At 71.9% G+C, this 16,578-nt stretch carries 19 protein-coding genes; 7 read left to right on the forward strand and 12 right to left on the reverse strand.

Going from position 1 to position 16,578, the window contains the following annotated elements; all coding sequences use genetic code 11:
- The first annotated feature begins 32 nt into the window (after window positions 1-32).
- The gene (locus E1200_RS03345; RefSeq protein ID WP_131950281.1) at window positions 33-1,709 is read left to right on the forward strand and encodes a carotenoid oxygenase family protein; all 1,677 of its coding nucleotides are present in this window, start codon (window positions 33-35) and stop codon (window positions 1,707-1,709) included.
- A 101-nt stretch (window positions 1,710-1,810) separates the two neighbouring features.
- On the opposite strand, the gene E1200_RS03350 is transcribed toward E1200_RS03345, so the two are convergent.
- On the reverse strand, window positions 1,811-2,608 hold the full coding sequence (locus tag E1200_RS03350) for a hypothetical protein (protein ID WP_131950282.1): 798 nt from the start codon (window positions 2,606-2,608) through the stop codon (window positions 1,811-1,813).
- Window positions 2,609-2,729: 121 nt separating this feature from the next.
- On the opposite strand from E1200_RS03350, the gene bioD reads away from it, so the two are divergent.
- Both bioD and bioB read left to right on the forward strand, forming a co-directional pair.
- Window positions 2,730-3,455: a dethiobiotin synthase gene (gene bioD, locus E1200_RS03355; RefSeq protein WP_165950181.1), complete on the forward strand. Its 726-nt coding sequence runs from the start codon at window positions 2,730-2,732 to the stop codon at window positions 3,453-3,455.
- Window positions 3,456-3,458: 3 nt separating this feature from the next.
- Window positions 3,459-4,454, forward strand: a complete 996-nt coding sequence (bioB, locus tag E1200_RS03360; RefSeq protein ID WP_131950284.1) for a biotin synthase BioB — start codon at window positions 3,459-3,461, stop codon at window positions 4,452-4,454.
- Window positions 4,455-4,460: 6 nt separating this feature from the next.
- Here the strand turns inward: bioB and E1200_RS03365 are convergent, their stop codons facing one another.
- The 4 genes from E1200_RS03365 to E1200_RS03380 form a co-directional block, all read right to left on the reverse strand.
- Window positions 4,461-4,769, reverse strand: a complete 309-nt coding sequence (locus tag E1200_RS03365) for a hypothetical protein (RefSeq protein ID WP_131950285.1) — start codon at window positions 4,767-4,769, stop codon at window positions 4,461-4,463.
- Window positions 4,766-5,443, reverse strand: a complete 678-nt coding sequence (locus tag E1200_RS03370) for a Uma2 family endonuclease (protein WP_165950182.1) — start codon at window positions 5,441-5,443, stop codon at window positions 4,766-4,768. Before E1200_RS03370 ends, E1200_RS03365 begins: the two co-directional genes overlap by 4 nt.
- Before the next feature lie 105 nt (window positions 5,444-5,548).
- A complete protein-coding gene (locus E1200_RS03375; RefSeq protein ID WP_243708316.1) occupies window positions 5,549-6,352 on the reverse strand; it encodes a GntR family transcriptional regulator in 804 nt (267 codons plus the stop codon).
- Window positions 6,353-6,389: 37 nt separating this feature from the next.
- Window positions 6,390-7,562 carry an 8-amino-7-oxononanoate synthase gene (locus tag E1200_RS03380; protein WP_131950287.1) on the reverse strand — a complete coding sequence of 391 codons (1,173 nt, stop codon included), beginning with the start codon at window positions 7,560-7,562 and terminating at the stop codon, window positions 6,390-6,392.
- Between the two features lie 74 nt (window positions 7,563-7,636).
- Between E1200_RS03380 and E1200_RS03385 the strand changes: the two genes are divergently transcribed.
- The gene (locus E1200_RS03385; RefSeq protein ID WP_131950288.1) at window positions 7,637-9,292 is read left to right on the forward strand and encodes a PAS domain-containing sensor histidine kinase; all 1,656 of its coding nucleotides are present in this window, start codon (window positions 7,637-7,639) and stop codon (window positions 9,290-9,292) included.
- 204 nt (window positions 9,293-9,496) lie between these two features.
- Here the strand turns inward: E1200_RS03385 and E1200_RS03390 are convergent, their stop codons facing one another.
- Entirely contained in the window at window positions 9,497-9,754 is a 258-nt protein-coding gene (locus tag E1200_RS03390; RefSeq protein ID WP_131950289.1) for a WhiB family transcriptional regulator, read from the reverse strand.
- A 312-nt stretch (window positions 9,755-10,066) separates the two neighbouring features.
- Entirely contained in the window at window positions 10,067-10,999 is a 933-nt protein-coding gene (locus E1200_RS03395) for a diacylglycerol kinase family protein (RefSeq protein ID WP_347813198.1), read from the reverse strand.
- 109 nt (window positions 11,000-11,108) lie between these two features.
- Here E1200_RS03395 and E1200_RS03400 point away from each other — a divergent pair, with 109 nt between their 5' ends.
- Window positions 11,109-11,645, forward strand: coding sequence for a hypothetical protein (locus E1200_RS03400; RefSeq protein ID WP_207933131.1), 537 nt, complete (start codon window positions 11,109-11,111; stop codon window positions 11,643-11,645).
- A gap of 52 nt (window positions 11,646-11,697) precedes the next feature.
- Here E1200_RS03400 and E1200_RS03410 read toward each other — a convergent pair whose 3' ends face one another.
- Together E1200_RS03410 and E1200_RS03415 are read right to left on the reverse strand one after the other, a co-directional pair.
- On the reverse strand, window positions 11,698-12,483 hold the full coding sequence (locus E1200_RS03410) for an RNA polymerase sigma factor SigF (RefSeq protein ID WP_131950311.1): 786 nt from the start codon (window positions 12,481-12,483) through the stop codon (window positions 11,698-11,700).
- 59 nt (window positions 12,484-12,542) lie between these two features.
- Window positions 12,543-12,971 carry an anti-sigma factor gene (locus tag E1200_RS03415; protein WP_131950291.1) on the reverse strand — a complete coding sequence of 143 codons (429 nt, stop codon included), beginning with the start codon at window positions 12,969-12,971 and terminating at the stop codon, window positions 12,543-12,545.
- 178 nt (window positions 12,972-13,149) lie between these two features.
- Between E1200_RS03415 and E1200_RS03420 the strand changes: the two genes are divergently transcribed.
- Complete coding sequence (locus tag E1200_RS03420; protein WP_131950292.1) at window positions 13,150-13,620, forward strand: GNAT family N-acetyltransferase; 471 nt, start codon at window positions 13,150-13,152, stop codon at window positions 13,618-13,620.
- 61 nt (window positions 13,621-13,681) lie between these two features.
- Here the strand turns inward: E1200_RS03420 and sodN are convergent, their stop codons facing one another.
- Window positions 13,682-14,086, reverse strand: coding sequence for a superoxide dismutase, Ni (gene sodN, locus E1200_RS03425; RefSeq protein WP_207933133.1), 405 nt, complete (start codon window positions 14,084-14,086; stop codon window positions 13,682-13,684).
- Between the two features lie 186 nt (window positions 14,087-14,272).
- Between sodN and sodX the strand changes: the two genes are divergently transcribed.
- On the forward strand, window positions 14,273-14,734 hold the full coding sequence (gene sodX, locus E1200_RS03430; RefSeq protein WP_243708317.1) for a nickel-type superoxide dismutase maturation protease: 462 nt from the start codon (window positions 14,273-14,275) through the stop codon (window positions 14,732-14,734).
- Here the strand turns inward: sodX and E1200_RS03435 are convergent.
- Together E1200_RS03435 and E1200_RS03440 are read right to left on the reverse strand one after the other, a co-directional pair.
- A complete protein-coding gene (locus E1200_RS03435; protein ID WP_131950294.1) occupies window positions 14,635-15,198 on the reverse strand; it encodes a CGNR zinc finger domain-containing protein in 564 nt (187 codons plus the stop codon). The genes sodX and E1200_RS03435 overlap by 100 nt on opposite strands.
- Before the next feature lie 167 nt (window positions 15,199-15,365).
- Window positions 15,366-16,556 (reverse strand): NADP-dependent malic enzyme, encoded by a 1,191-nt coding sequence (locus E1200_RS03440; protein ID WP_279483718.1) that lies wholly within the window; start codon window positions 16,554-16,556, stop codon window positions 15,366-15,368.
- Window positions 16,557-16,578: the final 22 nt, after the last annotated feature.

Below are 16,578 nucleotides of genomic sequence, written 5' to 3' on the forward strand. Positions count from 1 at the left end.
GATTGGCGGGAACCGACCCCCGGAGGTGCCCGATGCCGGTCCCGCGCTCGATCCTCACCAGGCAGGACGTCACCGACCTGGACCTGGCCGTCGTCGCCGGACAGTGGCCGGACGACGTCCGCGGGCACTTCGTCGTCAGCACCTCCGACCAGCGCACCCGCCCGCTGCACGCGTTCTTCGGCGACGGGATCATGGCCCGGCTGGCGCTGCGGCCCGGCACCGACGGCGCGCCCGCCGGCCGGTTCGCCTGGCGCGCCCGCGTCCTCGACACCCCCTCGGTCCGGCTGCGCCGCAAGCGCCCCGACCTGTTCACCGCCGGGCCGGTCGGCACCGGCTCCCCGTGGGGCTTCGTCAACGCCGCCAACACCGCGCCGCTGCCGTGGGGCGACCGGCTCTTCGCGACCTGGGACGCCGGCCGCCCGGTCGAGGTCGACCCGGTGACCCTGCGGTTCATCGCCGAGGTCGGGCACCGCGACGACTGGAAACCCGCCATGGACCAGGCCGTCCTGCCGCTCGTGTCCACCACCGCCCACCCCGTCGTCGACCCGGAGCGCGGCTGCCTGTGGAGCATCAGCCGGGACGTGCTGACCGGTGCCGTCTCCGTCATCGCCTACGACGGGACGGGCGCGCACGTCCGGCGCTGGGACGTCGAGGACGCGGTGCTGCCGCAGGCCACGCACACCATCACCCAGACCCGCGACTGGCTCGTGCTCGCCGACACCGCCTACAAGATCGACCCCGCGGAGGTCTTCGGCGGGGAGCGGACCGTCCCGAACAACCCCGACGGTCCCGTGCTGCTCATCCGCAAGGACGACCTCACCCCGGAGCGTAAAAGCGTTCCCTGCAAGCAGTTCCGCATCGCCCCCGAGGTCAACCACTTCTACGCCCGCTACGACGACTCCGACGGCGTCCAGGTCGTGATGGAGCACAGCGAAGGCGTGGACATCGGGATGTACCTCCGCGAGGACGACATCGACGTCTACGGGCGCCCGGTCGACCCCGCCCTGCGCGGCATGTACTGCCACGGCATGACGCCCGCGCTCACGACCGTCCTGCAGTTCGACCCGGAGACGGGCCAGGTGCGCGAACGCGCGCGTGCCAGTGACCCGGAGCGGTGGTGGCAGGCCGAGCTGTCCGCCATCGACTGGAGCATCGAGGGCCAGACCGACCCGACCCGGCACCACCTCATCTACCTCGGCTTCCACCCCGAGGCCGTCAACCAGCGGGCCATGCGCAACTACGAGGGCCGCATCGACCCCTCGCTGTTCCCGGCGGAGGAGACCCCGGCCGTCCTCGTCACCCACGACCGCGGAGACCTCAAGGCCCTGTCCGAATGGACGTTCGCCCTGGACGACTACCCGACGTCACCGTCCTTCGTCCCGCGCGGCCAGGGCGGCAGCCGCTACGCGGGCACGAATCCCGGCGGGCACGAGGGATACCTGGTCGTGGCCGTCCACAACGACGACCGCTTCCGGATCGAGCTGTTCGACGCCTCCGACGTGGGACGCGGCCCCATCGCCGTCCTGGCCCCGCCCAACGGCACGACGATGCCGTTCCTGATCCACTCGGCGTGGATGCCCGAGGCCCGCCCGGCCCCGGACGTGGAACGCCACCACTTCGCCGACGACCTGGACGCCCGCCTGGACCAGCTCCCCCCCGACCTGGCCGCCACGGCCCACGAGGTAGCCGCCGAACTACCCCCTCGTTGACTTGCGGCGTGTTGTTGTTATCCGGCCTCCCATAACAACAACACGCCGCAAGTCAACGAAGTCGGTGGGCCTGGTGGTCGGTGGGCCTGGTGGTCATCGCGCTAGGCGAGGTCCTCGCAGGAGCGTTCGGCTGGGAGGAGTGGGCGCAGCCGTACCGAGTACGTCTCGCCCTCGCTGCTCCACTTGGTCGCCGGGCGGGTCTCGGGGAGCTTCGCGGAGGGGGCCAGCGTGCAGATGCCGCCCGCCGCGCGGACGCCGTCGCCGAGGGGGCCGAGCGGCCACGGCCGGGCGGTCCCGCCCTGGGTGAGCTCGCCCGCGAGGACCGCCGTCCGCTCCGGCGTGTACGGCCGCGGCGGGGCGGCCTGGTCGTCCGCGGGCCAGCCCTCCGGGTCGAGGCGCTTGAGGAACATCCCCTCACCGCTGCCCGGCCATCCCGGCTCGATGATCCTGGTCGTCGCGTCGCCCATCGTGACGACGGTGACGACGGCGTCCGCGATCTGGTCGGAGCCGACCGTGTGGGAGCGGTCGAAACCGGCCGCGCGGGCCCCGTCCAGGAGACGCCGCAGAGCCTGCGGCTTCAGGCGGTACTCCGTCAGCTCCTTGTCCGGGGGCGTGCCGCCCGGCTGCTCGGCGGCGAAGATCGCGCGTCCCGAGGAGTACAGCGAGAACTCCGGCACGCTTCCCGGGCCGCCGATGCCCGCGATGCCGCCCGTCTTGCGCCACCGCAGGGCGAGGCGCTCACCGGAGGGGTCTGTCGGCGCGGACCGGGACGCGGTCGGCGACGGAGAGGGCGGCGGGGGCCCGGACGTCTCCGAGTTGCCGCACGCGGTCAGGGCCGTGCAGGACACCACGGCCGCGCAGGCGAGCGAGAGGACCCGCCGGGTGTACGGACCGGCCATGGGACTTGGACGGGCCGCCGCCGCACGGGGTTCCCGGCGCCGGCGCTACAAAGAACAGGCGCCGAAGACTGTGGGATCCGGTTGCGTGCCGCGCCGCGGCGCCGCGCTAGTGTGCCGCCTTGTGAGTGTCCTCGTGGTCACCGGAACGTGTACGGGCGTGGGCAAGACCGTCGTCACCGCGGCGCTCGCCGCGGTCGCCGCCACGCGCGGCACGTCCGTCGCCGCGGTCAAACCCGGGCAGACCGGCGTCCGGGACGGCGAGCCCGGCGACCTCGACGAGGTCCGGCGCCTCGCGGGCCTCGACGACGTCCACGAGTTCGCCCGCTTCCCCGACCCGCTGTCGCCCGCCGCCGCGGCCCGCCGCGCCGGCGTCCCGCCCGTACGGCTGCCGGAGGTGGCCGAGCGCGTCCGGGAGCTGTCCGACGACCGCCGGCTGGTGCTGATCGAGGGCGCGGGGGGCCTGCTCGTCCGCTACGACGACGAGGGCAACACGATCGCGGACCTCGCCCGCTGGCTGGGCGCCGCCGCCGTCGTCGTGACCCGCCCCGACCTCGGCACCCTCAACCACACCGCCCTGACGCTGGAGGCGATGGCGCACCGCGGCGTCCAGCTCGCCGGCGTCGTCATCGGCGCGTGGCCGGCCGACCCGGACCTCCCGATGCGCAGCAACATCCGCGACCTGGAGACCATCGCGGCCCGGCCGCTGGCGGGCGCGCTGCCCGCCGGCGCCGGCGCGCTGGACCCGGCGGAGTTCCTCCTGGCCGCGCACCGCGGCCTGGCCCCCTCGTTCGGCGGCGGCTTCGACGCCGCCGCCTTCCGCGACACCTTCGGCCTCGACAAGGAGTAGTACGTGACGGACATCCTCGACGTAGCCCGCCGCCAGGTGCTGGACGAGGGCAGGGGCCTCGACGCCGGCCAGGTCCTCGACTGCCTGACCCTCCCCGACGACCGGCTGGCGGAGCTGCTCGCCCTCGCCCACGACGTCCGGATGCGCTGGTGCGGGCCGGAGGTCGAGGTCGAGGGGATCGTGTCGCTGAAGACCGGCGGCTGCCCCGAGGACTGCCACTTCTGCTCCCAGTCCGGCAAGTTCGAGTCGCCCGTCCGCGCGGTGTGGCTGAACATCCCCGAGCTGGTCGAGGCGGCGAAGGAGACCGCGAAGACCGGCGCGACCGAGTTCTGCATCGTCGCGGCCGTCCGCGGCCCCGACGAGCGCCTCATGGGACAGGTCCGCGACGGCATCAAGGCCATCAACGACGCCGTCGAGATCAACATCGCGTGCTCGCTCGGGATGCTCACCCAGGAGCAGGTGGACGAGCTGGCCGCGATGGGCGTCCACCGCTACAACCACAACCTGGAGACGGCCCGCTCCCACTTCCCGAACGTCGTCACCACCCACTCGTGGGAGGAGCGTTGGGAGACCCTCCGCATGGTCAAGGAGGCCGGGATGGAGGTGTGCTGCGGCGGCATCGTCGGCATGGGCGAGACCATCGAGCAGCGCGCCGAGTTCGCCGGCCAGCTCGCCGAACTGGAACCCGACGAGGTCCCGCTGAACTTCCTGGCGCCCCGCCCCGGCACCCCGTTCGCCGACCTCCCGCTGGTCGAGGGCCCCGAGGCGCTGAAGACGATCGCCGCGTTCCGCCTCGCCCTGCCCCGCACCATCCTCCGCTACGCCGGCGGCCGCGAACTCACCCTCGGCGACCTCGGCACCCGCGAGGGAATGCTCGGCGGCATCAACGCCATCATCGTCGGCAACTACCTGACCACCCTCGGCCGCCCCGCCGAAAAGGACCTGGAACTCCTCACCGACCTACGAATGCCCATCAAGGCCCTAAGCCAGACCCTGTGAGGACGGCTATTCGTTTTCCTCCGCCTCCAGTGTGACTTCGCTGTTGCCGTTCTCCCACTGTTCGCAGTACGCCTTCTGCAGTTCCCTCATTTCTTCCATGGCTTGCCGAAGCGTGCGGGGCTTGGCGCGAGGCGAGTCCGGTATCGGGGGACGAGGTGCACCTTCAATGGAGATCACATTGTTGTAGACCTCGACCTTGGCCCCTTCCTCAGCATTGATGTAGTCCCAGAGTTCGAGGGACCGGGCGAGATTGTACGGCGTGTCCGGGAGGTCAATGCAGTAGAACTGATGGACCACGTAGTAGCGCGTTCTCACTCGTCCCAAGGCTTCCACTCCCTGGTTTCGATCTCAATGTCGAATGGATCGGGGAGGTGGATCGTCTCGCCGAACGCCCAGGACTCCTGGTGCAGGTAGGCGCCCAGAGCCTGATCGGGGATGGAGTACAGGATGGACCGGGCGACCTTAGGGGAGCGGTCGACCAGCAGGTAATAGGGGATTTCGGCGGCGGCATATCCGTTCCACTTGTTGCGAGCCGACCTCCGCCCGGCGGGTTCCCGGTCGTTCTTTGCGTTGCTGTAAGAGGTGACCTCTACGACGAGTTCTACCTGGTCGGGAACCAGCCTCTTGATCCCAGACCGCCACGCGGCCAGGAACACCTCCTCATCCAGGACCATCAGATCCGGAACGAAACCCTCCCCGACCCCCACGAGGGACAGTCCGCTCCCGCTGTCGGTCTTCCAGGTGAAGCCCTCTCGAAGTACACGGGCGCGGATGACAGCGCAGTTGATCTCCCCGGCGATGGCGTTGTGGGAGAACTCGGGGGGCGGGGACACAACGACTTCTCCTCCGATGATCTCGATCCGGGATCCTTCGGGGGCGTCGACGTAGTCGTCGAGTTCGCCGCGTACCCACAGGTTGTAGGGCGTGTCCGGCAACTGCGACAATTCTTCTTGCGACAAGCCTTTCACGTTACGTGACTCCTCCCTCACGATCTGCTCCCGGTCATCGTAGAGAAGGGGTGCACCCAGCGTAGCCAGATCATTCGAACTTGTGGTCGAGATTTCGGCGGACGCCCGGCGACCGGCGGAGGGAGGTCAGCGGCGGAGGCGGGTGATGAACTTGTAGCGGTCGCCTCGGTAGAGGGACTGGGCCCATTCGACGGGCTGGCCGGTGGTGTCGAAGGCGTGGCGGGAGAGCAGGAGCATGGGGAGGCCGACGTCCACGCCGAGGAGCTGCGCGTCGTGGGGGGTGGCGAGGACGGTCTCGATGGTCTCCTCGGCCTCGGTCAGGTGGACGTCGTAGGCCGTGGCGAGCGTCTCGTACAGGGAGCGGTGTCGGGGGAGCTCGCGGCGCAGGCCCGGGAAGCGGCGGGCCGGGAGGTGGGAGGTGTCGATCGACATGGGTTCGCCGTCGGCGAGGCGGAGCCGGTGGACGCGCAGGACCCGGCCGCCGGGGCGGATGCACAGGAGCGTCGCGAGGCGCTCGTCGGCGCTGACGTAGCCGGCCTCCAGGATGCGGGTCTCGGGGTGCAGCCCGTGGTGCCGCATGTCCTCGGTGTAGCTGACGAGCTGGAGTTCCTGCGACACCTTCGGTTTGGCGACGAACGTGCCCTTGCCCTGGATGCGCTGCAGGCGGCCCTCCACGACGAGCTCGGCGAGGGCCTGGCGGACGGTGGTGCGGGACGTCTCGTACTTCTCCGCCAGGGTCCGTTCGGGAGGCAGCGGGCTGCCCGGCGGAAGCGACTGGATCAGCTCCACCAGCAGCTCTTTGAGCTTGTAGTACTTCGGTATTCGGGGGGCCTGGTTCGGGTGGCGCTTACCGATGCCGCCGAGGGAGACCCGGTCGAACCCGTGCTCGAATCCGCCCCCGTGCCGGGGCCCGCCCCTGACCTCCGTCACGGCATCTCCTCACGTTCATCACCGGTTCTCCCCGATGTTATGCGTGAAGACTACGGGCGGTAGAAGACGCCACCTCCGCCAGGGCCGTCCCGAGGCGTGTGAGGTCGGCCTCGCCCAGCGTGGCGCGTGTGGTGAGCCGCAGGCAGGCGCGGCCCTTGGGCACCGACGGCGGACGGAAGCAGCCGACGCGAAGCCCGTGCTCGGCGCAGGTCCCGGCCGCGCGGACGGCGGCGTGCGGCTCGCCGAGGTACACCGGGACGACGGCCGCGGCGGGGTCGGCGGTCTCCAGGCCGGAACCGGCCGCGAGCGCGGCGATGCGCCGGGCGCGGTCGCGGGCGCGGGCCGGCAGGCCGGGGTCGGCTTCGAGGACGTCGAGCGCGGCGAGCGCGGCGCCGGCGGCGGGCGGATTCAGCCCGGTGTCGAAGATGAACGACCGGCCGGTGTCGACGAGGGTGTCGATGACCTCGGGCGCGCCGAGGACCGCGCCGCCCTGCGCCGCCAGCGACTTCGACAGCGTGAGCGTGAGGACCACGTCCGGTTCGCCCGCCAGGCCGGCGGCGTGCGCGGCGCCCCGGCCGCCGTCGCCGACGACGCCGAGCGCGTGCGCCTCGTCGATGACGAGCAGCGCGCCGTGCGCCCGGACGGCGCGGTGCAGGGCGGCCAGCGGGGCGAGGTCGCCGTCCACGGAGAACACGGCGTCGGTGACGACGACGGCGTCGTCCTCGTCGCGTCCGGCCAGCGCCCGCTCGACGGCGGCGGCGTCCCGGTGCGGGACGATCACGACGCGCGACCGCGACAGCCGGCACGCGTCCACGATGGAGGCGTGGTTGACCTGGTCGGACACCACCAGCGTGCCCGGCCCGGCGAGGGCGGTGACGGCGCCGAGGTTGGCGAGGAAGCCGGAGGAGAACACGAGCCCGGCGGCGCTGCCGGTGAACGCGGCGAGCCGCCGGTCGAGCTCGGCGTGCAGCTCGGTGGTGCCGGTGACGAGGCGCGACCCGGTGGAGCCCGTGCCCCACGCGCGGGCCGCGGCGACGGCCCCCTCGATGAGCCGCGGGTCGTCGGCGAGCCCGAGGTAGTCGTTGGACGCGAGGTCGGCGGGACCGTCCGGGCCGCCGGGGCGGGGCCGCAGCGTCCGGCGCAGCCCGGCCTCGGCGCGCCGCTCGGCCGCGTCCCGGAACCGGGCCAGGGGGTCTCGTCCAGCGGTCATGCGGGAATCCTGCCAGGCCCCGCGCGGAGCGGGGGAGCGGCCCCGCACCAAGGACGATCGGCGATGATGGTGGCGTGCCTACCTTGACCGATCTCGTCCGCGACCACAGTGACCTCACCGAGGCCGACCGGGAGTGGCTGCACGCGCTGGTGTCGGACTGGCAGCTCCTCGCCGACCTGTCCTTCGCCGACCTGCTGCTCTGGGTGCCGCTGCGGTCGTCGGCCGCGCTGCCCGCGGAGGCGGCGTCCCGCGGCGGGCGCGGCCAGCGCGGCGGCGCGCCGGACACGGGCGCGGCCGTGCCGGGCTGGGTGGCGATCGCGCAGATGCGCCCGACGACCGGCCCGACCGCCTACCCGGAGGATCTCGTCGGCAAGGTCGTCCGGACGGGCCGCCGCGGCCTGATCGACGTGGCGTGGCGGGAGCGGCGCATCGTCCGGGAGGGCGACCCCGAGTGGGGCAGCGGCATCCCCGTCCGGGAGGAGTCGATCCCGGTGCGGCGCGGCGCCAAGATCCTCGGCGTGATCCAGCGCAGCACCAACCTCAGCTCGGCCCGCACCCCGAGCCGGCTGGAGCTGACCTACCTGCAGAGCGCCAGCGACCTCGCGACGATGATCTCCGAGGGGCGGTTCCCGGTGCCGGGGGAGGAGCCGAACATGGTCCGCTCGCCGCGCGTCGGCGACGGGCTGATGCGGCTGGACCGCTCGGGCCGGGTCACCTACGCCAGCCCGAACGCGCAGTCGGCCTACCGGCGGCTCGGCTACCCGGCGGATCTGGTCGGCGAGTCGCTCGGCCAGATCACCGCGGACCTGTGCGACACCGGCGAGCCGATGGAGGAGGCGCTGAGCGTCGTGCTGTCGGGCCGGGCGCCCCGCGAGGTGGAGGTCGAGTCCCGCGGTTCGATCATGCAGCTGCGGACGATCCCGCTGGTCGTCGGCGGGACGCGGATCGGCGCGGTCGTCCTCTGCCGGGACGTGACCGAGCTGCGCTGGCGCGACCGGGAGCTGCTGACCAAGGACGCCACCATCCGGGAGATCCACCACCGGGTGAAGAACAACCTGCAGACGGTCGCGGCCCTCCTGCGCCTCCAGGCCCGCCGGCTGCAGATCCCGGAGGGACGCGCCGCACTGGACGAGGCCGTCCGCCGGGTCGGATCCATAGCGATCGTGCACGAGACGCTGTCGCACACCCCCGACGAACTCATCGACTTCGACGACATCGCCGACCGGGTGATCACGATGGCGGCGGAGGTGTCCACCCCCGAGACCAGGGTGGCGCCCAAGCGGACGGGCAGCTTCGGCGTCCTGCCCGCCGAGGTCGCCACCCCGCTGGCGATGGCGCTCACCGAACTCCTGCAGAACGCCCTGGAGCACGGCCTGGTGAACCGCTTCGGCACGCTGGAGGTCATCGCCAGCCGCTACGGCGAGGGCGAGGAGCGCGACCGGGGCGGGGTGGAGGTGTGGGGCGAGTGGCCGGAGGCCGGCGACCACGAGTCCCGCGAGGCGCCCGCCGCGGAACCCGCCGGACGCCGCCTGGTCACCAAGATCACCGATGACGGCGTCGGCCTGCCCGCCGACTTCGACGTGGAGGGCACCGACAGCCTCGGCCTGCAGATCGTCCGCACCCTGATCGTCGGCGAACTCGGCGGCCGCCTCGACTTCACCCCCCGCGAGGGCGGCGGCACAGAGGTGACGGTGGACATCCCCCTAGACCACACCCACCGCCGCGCGTAACCCGCACAATGACCCGGCGCGCGCTCGCGGACAGGTATGCACCCACATCAGCCACCGGCCGCAACCACGCAACAACCTCAACGCCTGCGATCGCGTCCGAAGGCAGGTTTCGAGCGAAGCAAGAAACCTGATCGCGCAGCGAGCCCCCAGGGCGAGTCGGAGCGATGCAGCGATCGCGCGCAGAGCCCGCCGAAGGAAGGCGCTCTAGCGCCTGACGCCAAGGGCTCTGCTAGAGACACGCCGGCGCTTGAGGGCGCGGCGTTCGTCTTCGCCCATGCCGCCCCAGACGCCGGAGTCCTGGCCGGACTCAAGGGCCCAGCGGAGGCAGGCGTCGGTGACGTCGCAGCGTCGGCATACCTGCTTGGCCTCTTCGATCTGCAGGATCGCGGGCCCGGTGTTGCCGATCGGGAAGAACAGCTCGGGGTCCACGTCACGGCAGGCTGCGCGGTGGCGCCAGTCCATGCGGTCCACTCCTTCGTCAGGTCGTGGAGGTGATTCCACGGTTGTGAACGGTTTCACATGTCGCGAACGCCCAGGTGGCGAGGGCCAGGTCCGGGGATGAATGTTCGGCGGCGCTGCGAGCGGGAGGCCGGCGACGTTGGGGCCCCTGTCTCGGATACGCACTTTGAGCGTGTCAGGGGGGCGCGGGCAGGCGCAAGACCTTTGAGAAAGGATTCTCAAAGTATGGGTGTCGCATGTGTCACATCCGGAAGACGACCGTGTTACTTGGCTCTCAGCTGAGCCGCCATGAGACCGCACATTTGCGGGCGCCGTTCAGATGACGACGCGCAGTGCCTTCGGAACGGACCGGAACGTCACGCTGTGCTGTTCGCCAAGGTAGTCGCCGTCCAACTGGAAGGCCACGGGGCGCTCCGCGCGCAGCGTGACCTCCGAGGCGTCGTGCAGGTTGACCACGTGCCGGCCCTGCAGCGGACGGCTACGCGCCGTGAGCATTTGCGCCACCGCGCCGAGCGTCGGGGCGATTTCCAGGGAGCGCATTCCGAACACGTCGAGTCCCCGCGAGAAGTGCGCCTTGGGACTCGGATTCACCGGGAGGCGGTTCATGTACGTCCACGGAGACGTGTTGGAAATGAAGGCGAGGAACAGTCCCCGTTTCGGCGGGCGGCCCGGCTGCTCAAGGGTGAGCGCGGGCTGCCGCCGGTCGGTGCCGGCGAAGAAATGCCGGATCGCCGTCCGCACGTACAGGGACGTGTAGGCGGTGGCGCCCGCGGCGCGGCGGCGCTCCACTTCCCGGACGACCTCGGCGTCCAGCCCGATGCCCGCGCAGAACGTGAAGTAGCGTTCGGCGCCGCCCGGGTGGCGGGCGGTGCCGAGGCCGACCGTGCGGTACCGGCCCGCGCGCAGCGCCTCCAGCACCGACTTCGTCGCGCCGACCGGGTCGGCGGGCAGGCCGAGGGTCTTGGCGAAGACGTTCGCGCTGCCGGACGGCAGCACCGCCAGCGCCGGGAGCTCGGGGGACGGCCCGTCGGCGAGCAGCCCGTTGACGGCCTCGTTCACCGTCCCGTCGCCGCCGAGCGCGATCACGACGTCGTAGCCGTTCACGGCGGCCTGGCGGGCCAGCTCGGTCGCGTGGCCGCGGTGGCCCGTCTCGGCGAGGACGAGGTCGAGATCGCCGGAGAAGGCCCGCATCAGGATGTCGCGGGCCCGCCGGGAGGTGGAGGTCGCCTTGGGGTTGGCGATGAGCATGGCGCGCACGGCGTCAGCGTATCGACCGTTCCGCAGTCGTTCGCCCGGCGTTCGCCTCGCGACCGGGTGGGAACCGGGCCGCTTCCGGGCGGGAGTAGGGTTTCGGGTTGTGTCGAAGCGTCGTCCCATCACCGTGCAGGCAGCCGCCGCCCTGGAGGCCGCGGAGGGCCTGGCCGCCCTCGGAATCGGCGTCGTCACCGGCGTGGAGACCGCCACCGGCGCCGCGGTCGACCCGGCCAGCGCGATCGGCGTGACCGTGCTCGCGCTCGCCGGCGGCCTCGGCATGCTCGCCTGCGCCCGGGGGCTCGTCCGCGCCGAGCAGTGGAGCCGCGCGCCCACGGTGCTGACGCAGTTCTTCGCGATCCCGGTCGCGTGGTCGCTGTGGCAGAGCGATCAGCTGGTGTTCGCCGTGCCGCTGGGGCTGGCCGCCGTCCTCACGCTGATCACGGTCCTCAGCCCGCCCAGCACCGCCTGGCTCTTCGACGAGGACGAGGGCGAGGGCGACGACGAGGACGAGGGCGAGGGCGACGACGAGGCCGCCCCCGCTGCGAAGGAGCCCGCGGCGGTGCGGGAGTCGCCGGGAGAGCCGCGCTCGCTGGGGCGGCGCCTCATGGACCGGCTGAAAGAGCAGCCCACCAGGAAATGAGCCGGCGCCGAGGCCCGGGATCACCCGGGGCGCCCGGCGCCGTATCTCCGCGTCACTCGTCGGCGGTGAGGCCCTCCCGCAACTGGGCGAGCGTGCGGGCCAGCAGCCGCGACACGTGCATCTGCGAGATCCCCAGCTCGGCGGCGATCTGCGACTGGGTCATGTTCCCGAAGAACCGCAGCAGCAGGATCTTCTTCTCGCGGGCGGGCAGCTTCTCCAGCAGCGGCTTGAGGGACTCGCGGTACTCCACGCCCTCCAGCGACTCGTCGACCATGCCGAGCGAGTCGGCCACCGCCGGGGCGTCCTCGTCGCCGGAGTCGGGGGCGTCCAGGGACACGGTGGAGTAGGCGTTCGCCGACTCCAGGCCCTCCAGCACCTCCTCCTCGCTCATCTGCAGGTGCGCCGCCAGCTCGCTGACGGTCGGCGCCCGGCCCTCGCGCTGCGCGAGGTCGCTGATCGCCTTGGTCAGCGACAGCTTGAGCTCCTGCAGCCGGCGCGGGACGCGCACGGCCCAGCCCTTGTCGCGGAAGTGCCGCTTGATCTCACCGACGATCGTGGGGGTCGCGTAGGTGGAGAACTCGACGCCGCGCTCCAGGTCGAACCGGTCGATCGACTTGATCAGGCCGATCGTGGCGACCTGGATGAGGTCGTCCAGCCACTCGCCGCGGTTGCGGAAGCGGCGGGCGAGGTACTCCACCAGCGGCAGGTGCAGCTCCACGAGCTGGTCGCGGATGCGCTGGCGCTCCGGGTCGCCCTCGGGGAGCTGGGAGAGCCGCTCGAACAGGGCGCGTGCCCGCGCCCGGTCGGGAACCGCGCTGTCGGTGCGCTCGACGCTCACCTCGGCGGCGGCCGGCTCGGCCGGCTGCCCCGTGGCCGTCTGCTCCGTGGTCTTCTCCGTCACGGCGCCCCCGCCGTGCCGCGCCGCTTCTGCAGCGTCACGGTGACCCGGTCGTCGGCGCCCACCCGGGCGTCGACCTCACCCGCCAGCGACGACAGGACGGTCCATGCGAAGGTGTCGCGGCTGGGCACCGCGCCGTCGACGGTGAGCACGGCGACGGAGATGCGCATGGCCTCCCCGGTCAGTTCGAATTCGCAGACGAGGTCGGTCCCGGGGACCGCCTGGGCGAGCAGCATCGCGCACGCCTCGTCGACGGCGATGCGCAGGTCTTCTATCTCGTCCAGCGTGAAGTCGAGCCGGGCCGCGAGGCCCGCGGTGGCCGTCCGCAGGACGGACAGGTAGGCGCTCGCGGCGGGCAGCCGCACCGTCACCACGTCGCGGACGGACAACTTCGTACTGGTCGGCATTGCAGCGGTTTCCTCGGTCACGTCACTCCCTCGCAGGATGGTCCCGCTGGTACCGAAACTACCGCCTGCGGAGCCCACTCGGAGACTTCGCCGCGCGTGGCTTTCTTACCGATGTCCGCGCCGACGTCGCCGAACGCGTCCGAAACCCCGGCGGGGCGAGGCGTGCATCACGGTCCGGAGGGGCGGATAGCCTGCTCGGGTGATCCGATCCGCGACTCCGGACGACGTACCCGACATCCTGCGCCTGATCCGCGACCTGGCCGAGTACGAGCGCGCCCTCCACGAGGTGAAGGCCACGGAGGAGCAGCTGCGCGGCAGCCTCTTCCGCGACGATCCCAAGGTCTTCGCGCACGTCGCCGAGCACGACGGCAGGATCGTGGGGTTCGCGCTGTGGTTCCTCACGTTCTCCACCTGGAACGGCACGCACGGCATCTACCTGGAGGACCTGTTCGTCGAGCCGGACGCCCGCGGCCACGGGTACGGCAAGGCGCTCCTCCTCGAACTGGCCCGCATCGCCGACGAACGCGGCTACGGCCGCGTGGAATGGGCCGTCCTCAACTGGAACCGGCCGGCGATCGACTTCTACGAGGCCCTCGGCGCCCGTCCCCAGGACGAGTGGACGGTCTACCGCCTCACCGGCGACACCCTCACCAGGGCCGCGCGCTCCTAGCCGCCTCCGGACATGGCGGAGGCCCGGCCGGTGACCGGCCGGGCCTCCAGCTCCGGGCGCGTCAGCCCTGCTTGGTCTCCCAGAAGATCTTGTCGATCTCGCTGATCTTCGCGAGCAGGTCGTCGGCGACCTTGGTGTCCATGGTGGCCTTGGTGCCGCCGCCACCGCCGGCGAGCTTGGTCGCCTCGTTGAACAGCTGGTGGAGCTGCGGGTACTTCTCGAAGTGCGGCGGCTTGAAGTAGTCGGTCCAGAGCACCCACAGGTGGTGCTTGACCAGCTCCGAGCGCTGCTCCTTGATCAGGATCGCCCGTGCGCGGAACTCGGGGTCCTCGTTGGCCGCGTACTTCTCAGTGATCGCCTTGACCGACTCGGCCTCGATCCGGGCCTGCGCCGGGTCGTAGACGCCACACGGCAGGTCGCAGTGCGCGGAGACCTTCGTCTTCGGGCGCAGAAGCTTGAGCAACACCTGCTCATCCCTTCCCTCGTTGCGGATCATGCTCAGGTCACCGACATTACCCTTGTGCCACCGGCCACGTCCGGCCAGGGCGCTCGGTAATTCGGCCTAAGACCCGGACCGCGGCGCGGCCCGGAACCCTTCCGGGAGTGTTGATGCCCCTGACCGGCGTTCTATGCGGGCGGGACGAGGAGGACCATGCGGATGCGCCCGGTGCTGTGCGGGCTGGCCGGCGCGGCGGTGCCCGTGCTCGTGCCCGTGCTCGTGCTCGCGGGACGGCGGCGGCTGCGGGCCGTCGAGGTCGCCGGCGAGTCGATGCTGCCGGGGCTGCGGCCGGGCGACTGGCTGCTGGTGCGCGCCGGGGCGCGTCCCGTGCCCGGGGACGTCGTCGTCGCGCGGCACCCGGAGCGGCCGGAGCTCTTGATCGTCAAACGCGCCGTCCGCGAGGAGGACGGCGGGTGGTGGCTGGAGAGCGACAACCAGGCGGCGGCGGGCCGCCGCGACAGCTGGGACTTCGGCGCCGTGCCGGACGCGCTCGTCGTGGGCCGGGTCGTCGCCCGCTACTGGCCCCTCTCGCGCGCCGGGACGGTCACGCGCGGCTCGGCCGGGCTGCACGCGGCGGTCACGCCGGCCCGCCCGGTGCAGCGCTCGGAGCAGTAGCGGCGCGAGCGGTTCGCGGTGGTGTCGAGGAACACCCGGTCGCAGCCCTCGGCCTTGCAGAGCCCGAACCGGCCGGTGCCGTGCGCGGCGATCTCCGCGGCGAGGCCCATGGCGGTCCGCGCGGCATAACGGTCCGGTATGGAGCCGGACTCGTTGAAGTGCAGCTGCCACCCCTGGCCCTCGTGCCGCGCGAGCTGCGGGTGGACGGGATGGTGGATGAGCAGGGTGTTGAGGCGCTCGACGGCGTCGTCCGCGTCGCCGCGGGCGGCCGCGACGATGATCGCGCGGAGCTGCTCGCGCAGGGCGCGCATGGCGTCGAGCTCGCGGTGCGCGATCCGCCCGCCGAGGTGCGGCCGGTCCGACAGCAGGGCCCGCAGCCCGTCGAGGTCGCGCAGGTCGTCCTGCTCGTCGCGCCGCGTGTTCACGAGATCGACCGCCAGGTCTGCGTAGGACGCGAGGTTCACGGGCCCCTCCTGACGCGCTCGCCCGGATTGGCCAGGAGTTATTCCCACGTGGCGGAGAACATACGTGCCCGTGGCGAAAAAGTGCGCGTGGCGGGCGGCCGCCCGGCCCGCGCGCCGCGTGGCTGCGGGCGCGGGCGGCCGTCCGGAGGGATCACGGGGGGACCGGATCAGATCCGGTTGACGCCGTCCTTGCGGGCCTGCTCGGCCACGGCCGCGGTGACGGCCGGGGCCACGCGGTCGTCGAACGGGCCGGGGATGACGTAGTCGGGCTTGAGGTCGTCCCCGACGATGCCGGCGAGCGCGTTGGCCGCCGCGAGCTTCATGCCCTCGGTGATGGCGGACGCGCGGACGTCCAGCGCGCCGCGGAAGATGCCCGGGAACGCCAGCACGTTGTTGATCTGGTTCGGGTAGTCGCTGCGGCCGGTCGCGACGACCTTGGCGTGCCGGAGCGCGACGTCCGGGTGCACCTCGGGGGTCGGGTTGGACAGCGCGAACACGATCGCGTTCTCCGACATCGTGGCGACGCACGACTCGTGGACGGTGCCGCCGGACAGCCCGATGAACACGTCGGCGCCGCGGAGCGCCTCCTCGGTGGAGCCCTTGAGGCACGACCGGTTGGTGATCTCCGCGATCTTCGTCTTGATCGGGTTGAGGCCGTCCCGCCCCTTGTAGATGAGGCCCTTGCTGTCCGAGAGCGCTATGTCGCCGATGCCGCCCTCGATCAGCATCTTGGACACGGCGATGCCGGACGCGCCCGCGCCGGCCACGACGGCGCGCAGCTCCGACAGCGGCTTGCCGACCAGGCGGGCCGCGTTCTTGAGCGCGGCGAGCGCGACGATGGCGGTGCCGTGCTGGTCGTCGTGGAAGACCGGGATGTCGAGCGCGGCGCGGAGCCGGTCCTCGATCTCGAAGCAGCGCGGTGCGCTGATGTCCTCCAGGTTGATGCCGCCGAAGCTCGGCGCCATCCGGATCACGGTGTCGACGATCTCGTCCACGTCCGTGGTGTTCAGCGCGATGGGCACCGAGTCGACGTCGGCGAACTCCTTGAACAGCAGGGACTTGCCCTCCATGACCGGCATGGAGGCGGCCGGGCCGATGTCGCCGAGCCCGAGCACGGCGGTGCCGTCGGTCACGACGGCGACGACCCGGGAGGTCCAGGTGTAGTCGTAGGCCAGTTCGGGGTGGTCGGCGATCGCGGTGCACACCCGGGCGACGCCCGGCGTGTAGGCCAGCGAAAGATCGTCTTTGTTGCGCACCGGAATGGTGGAGCGCATCTCCAGCTTGCCGCCGCGGTGCAGCGGGAACGCCGGATCGTCGTCGTAGGAGGACGGTTCGTTGGGATTGGGCTCAGCAGCCACAGCGACCCCTGTCAGTGAAAGT

The organism is Actinomadura sp. GC306 (genome assembly GCF_004348665.1).
Classification (GTDB): Bacteria; Actinomycetota; Actinomycetes; order Streptosporangiales; family Streptosporangiaceae; genus Spirillospora.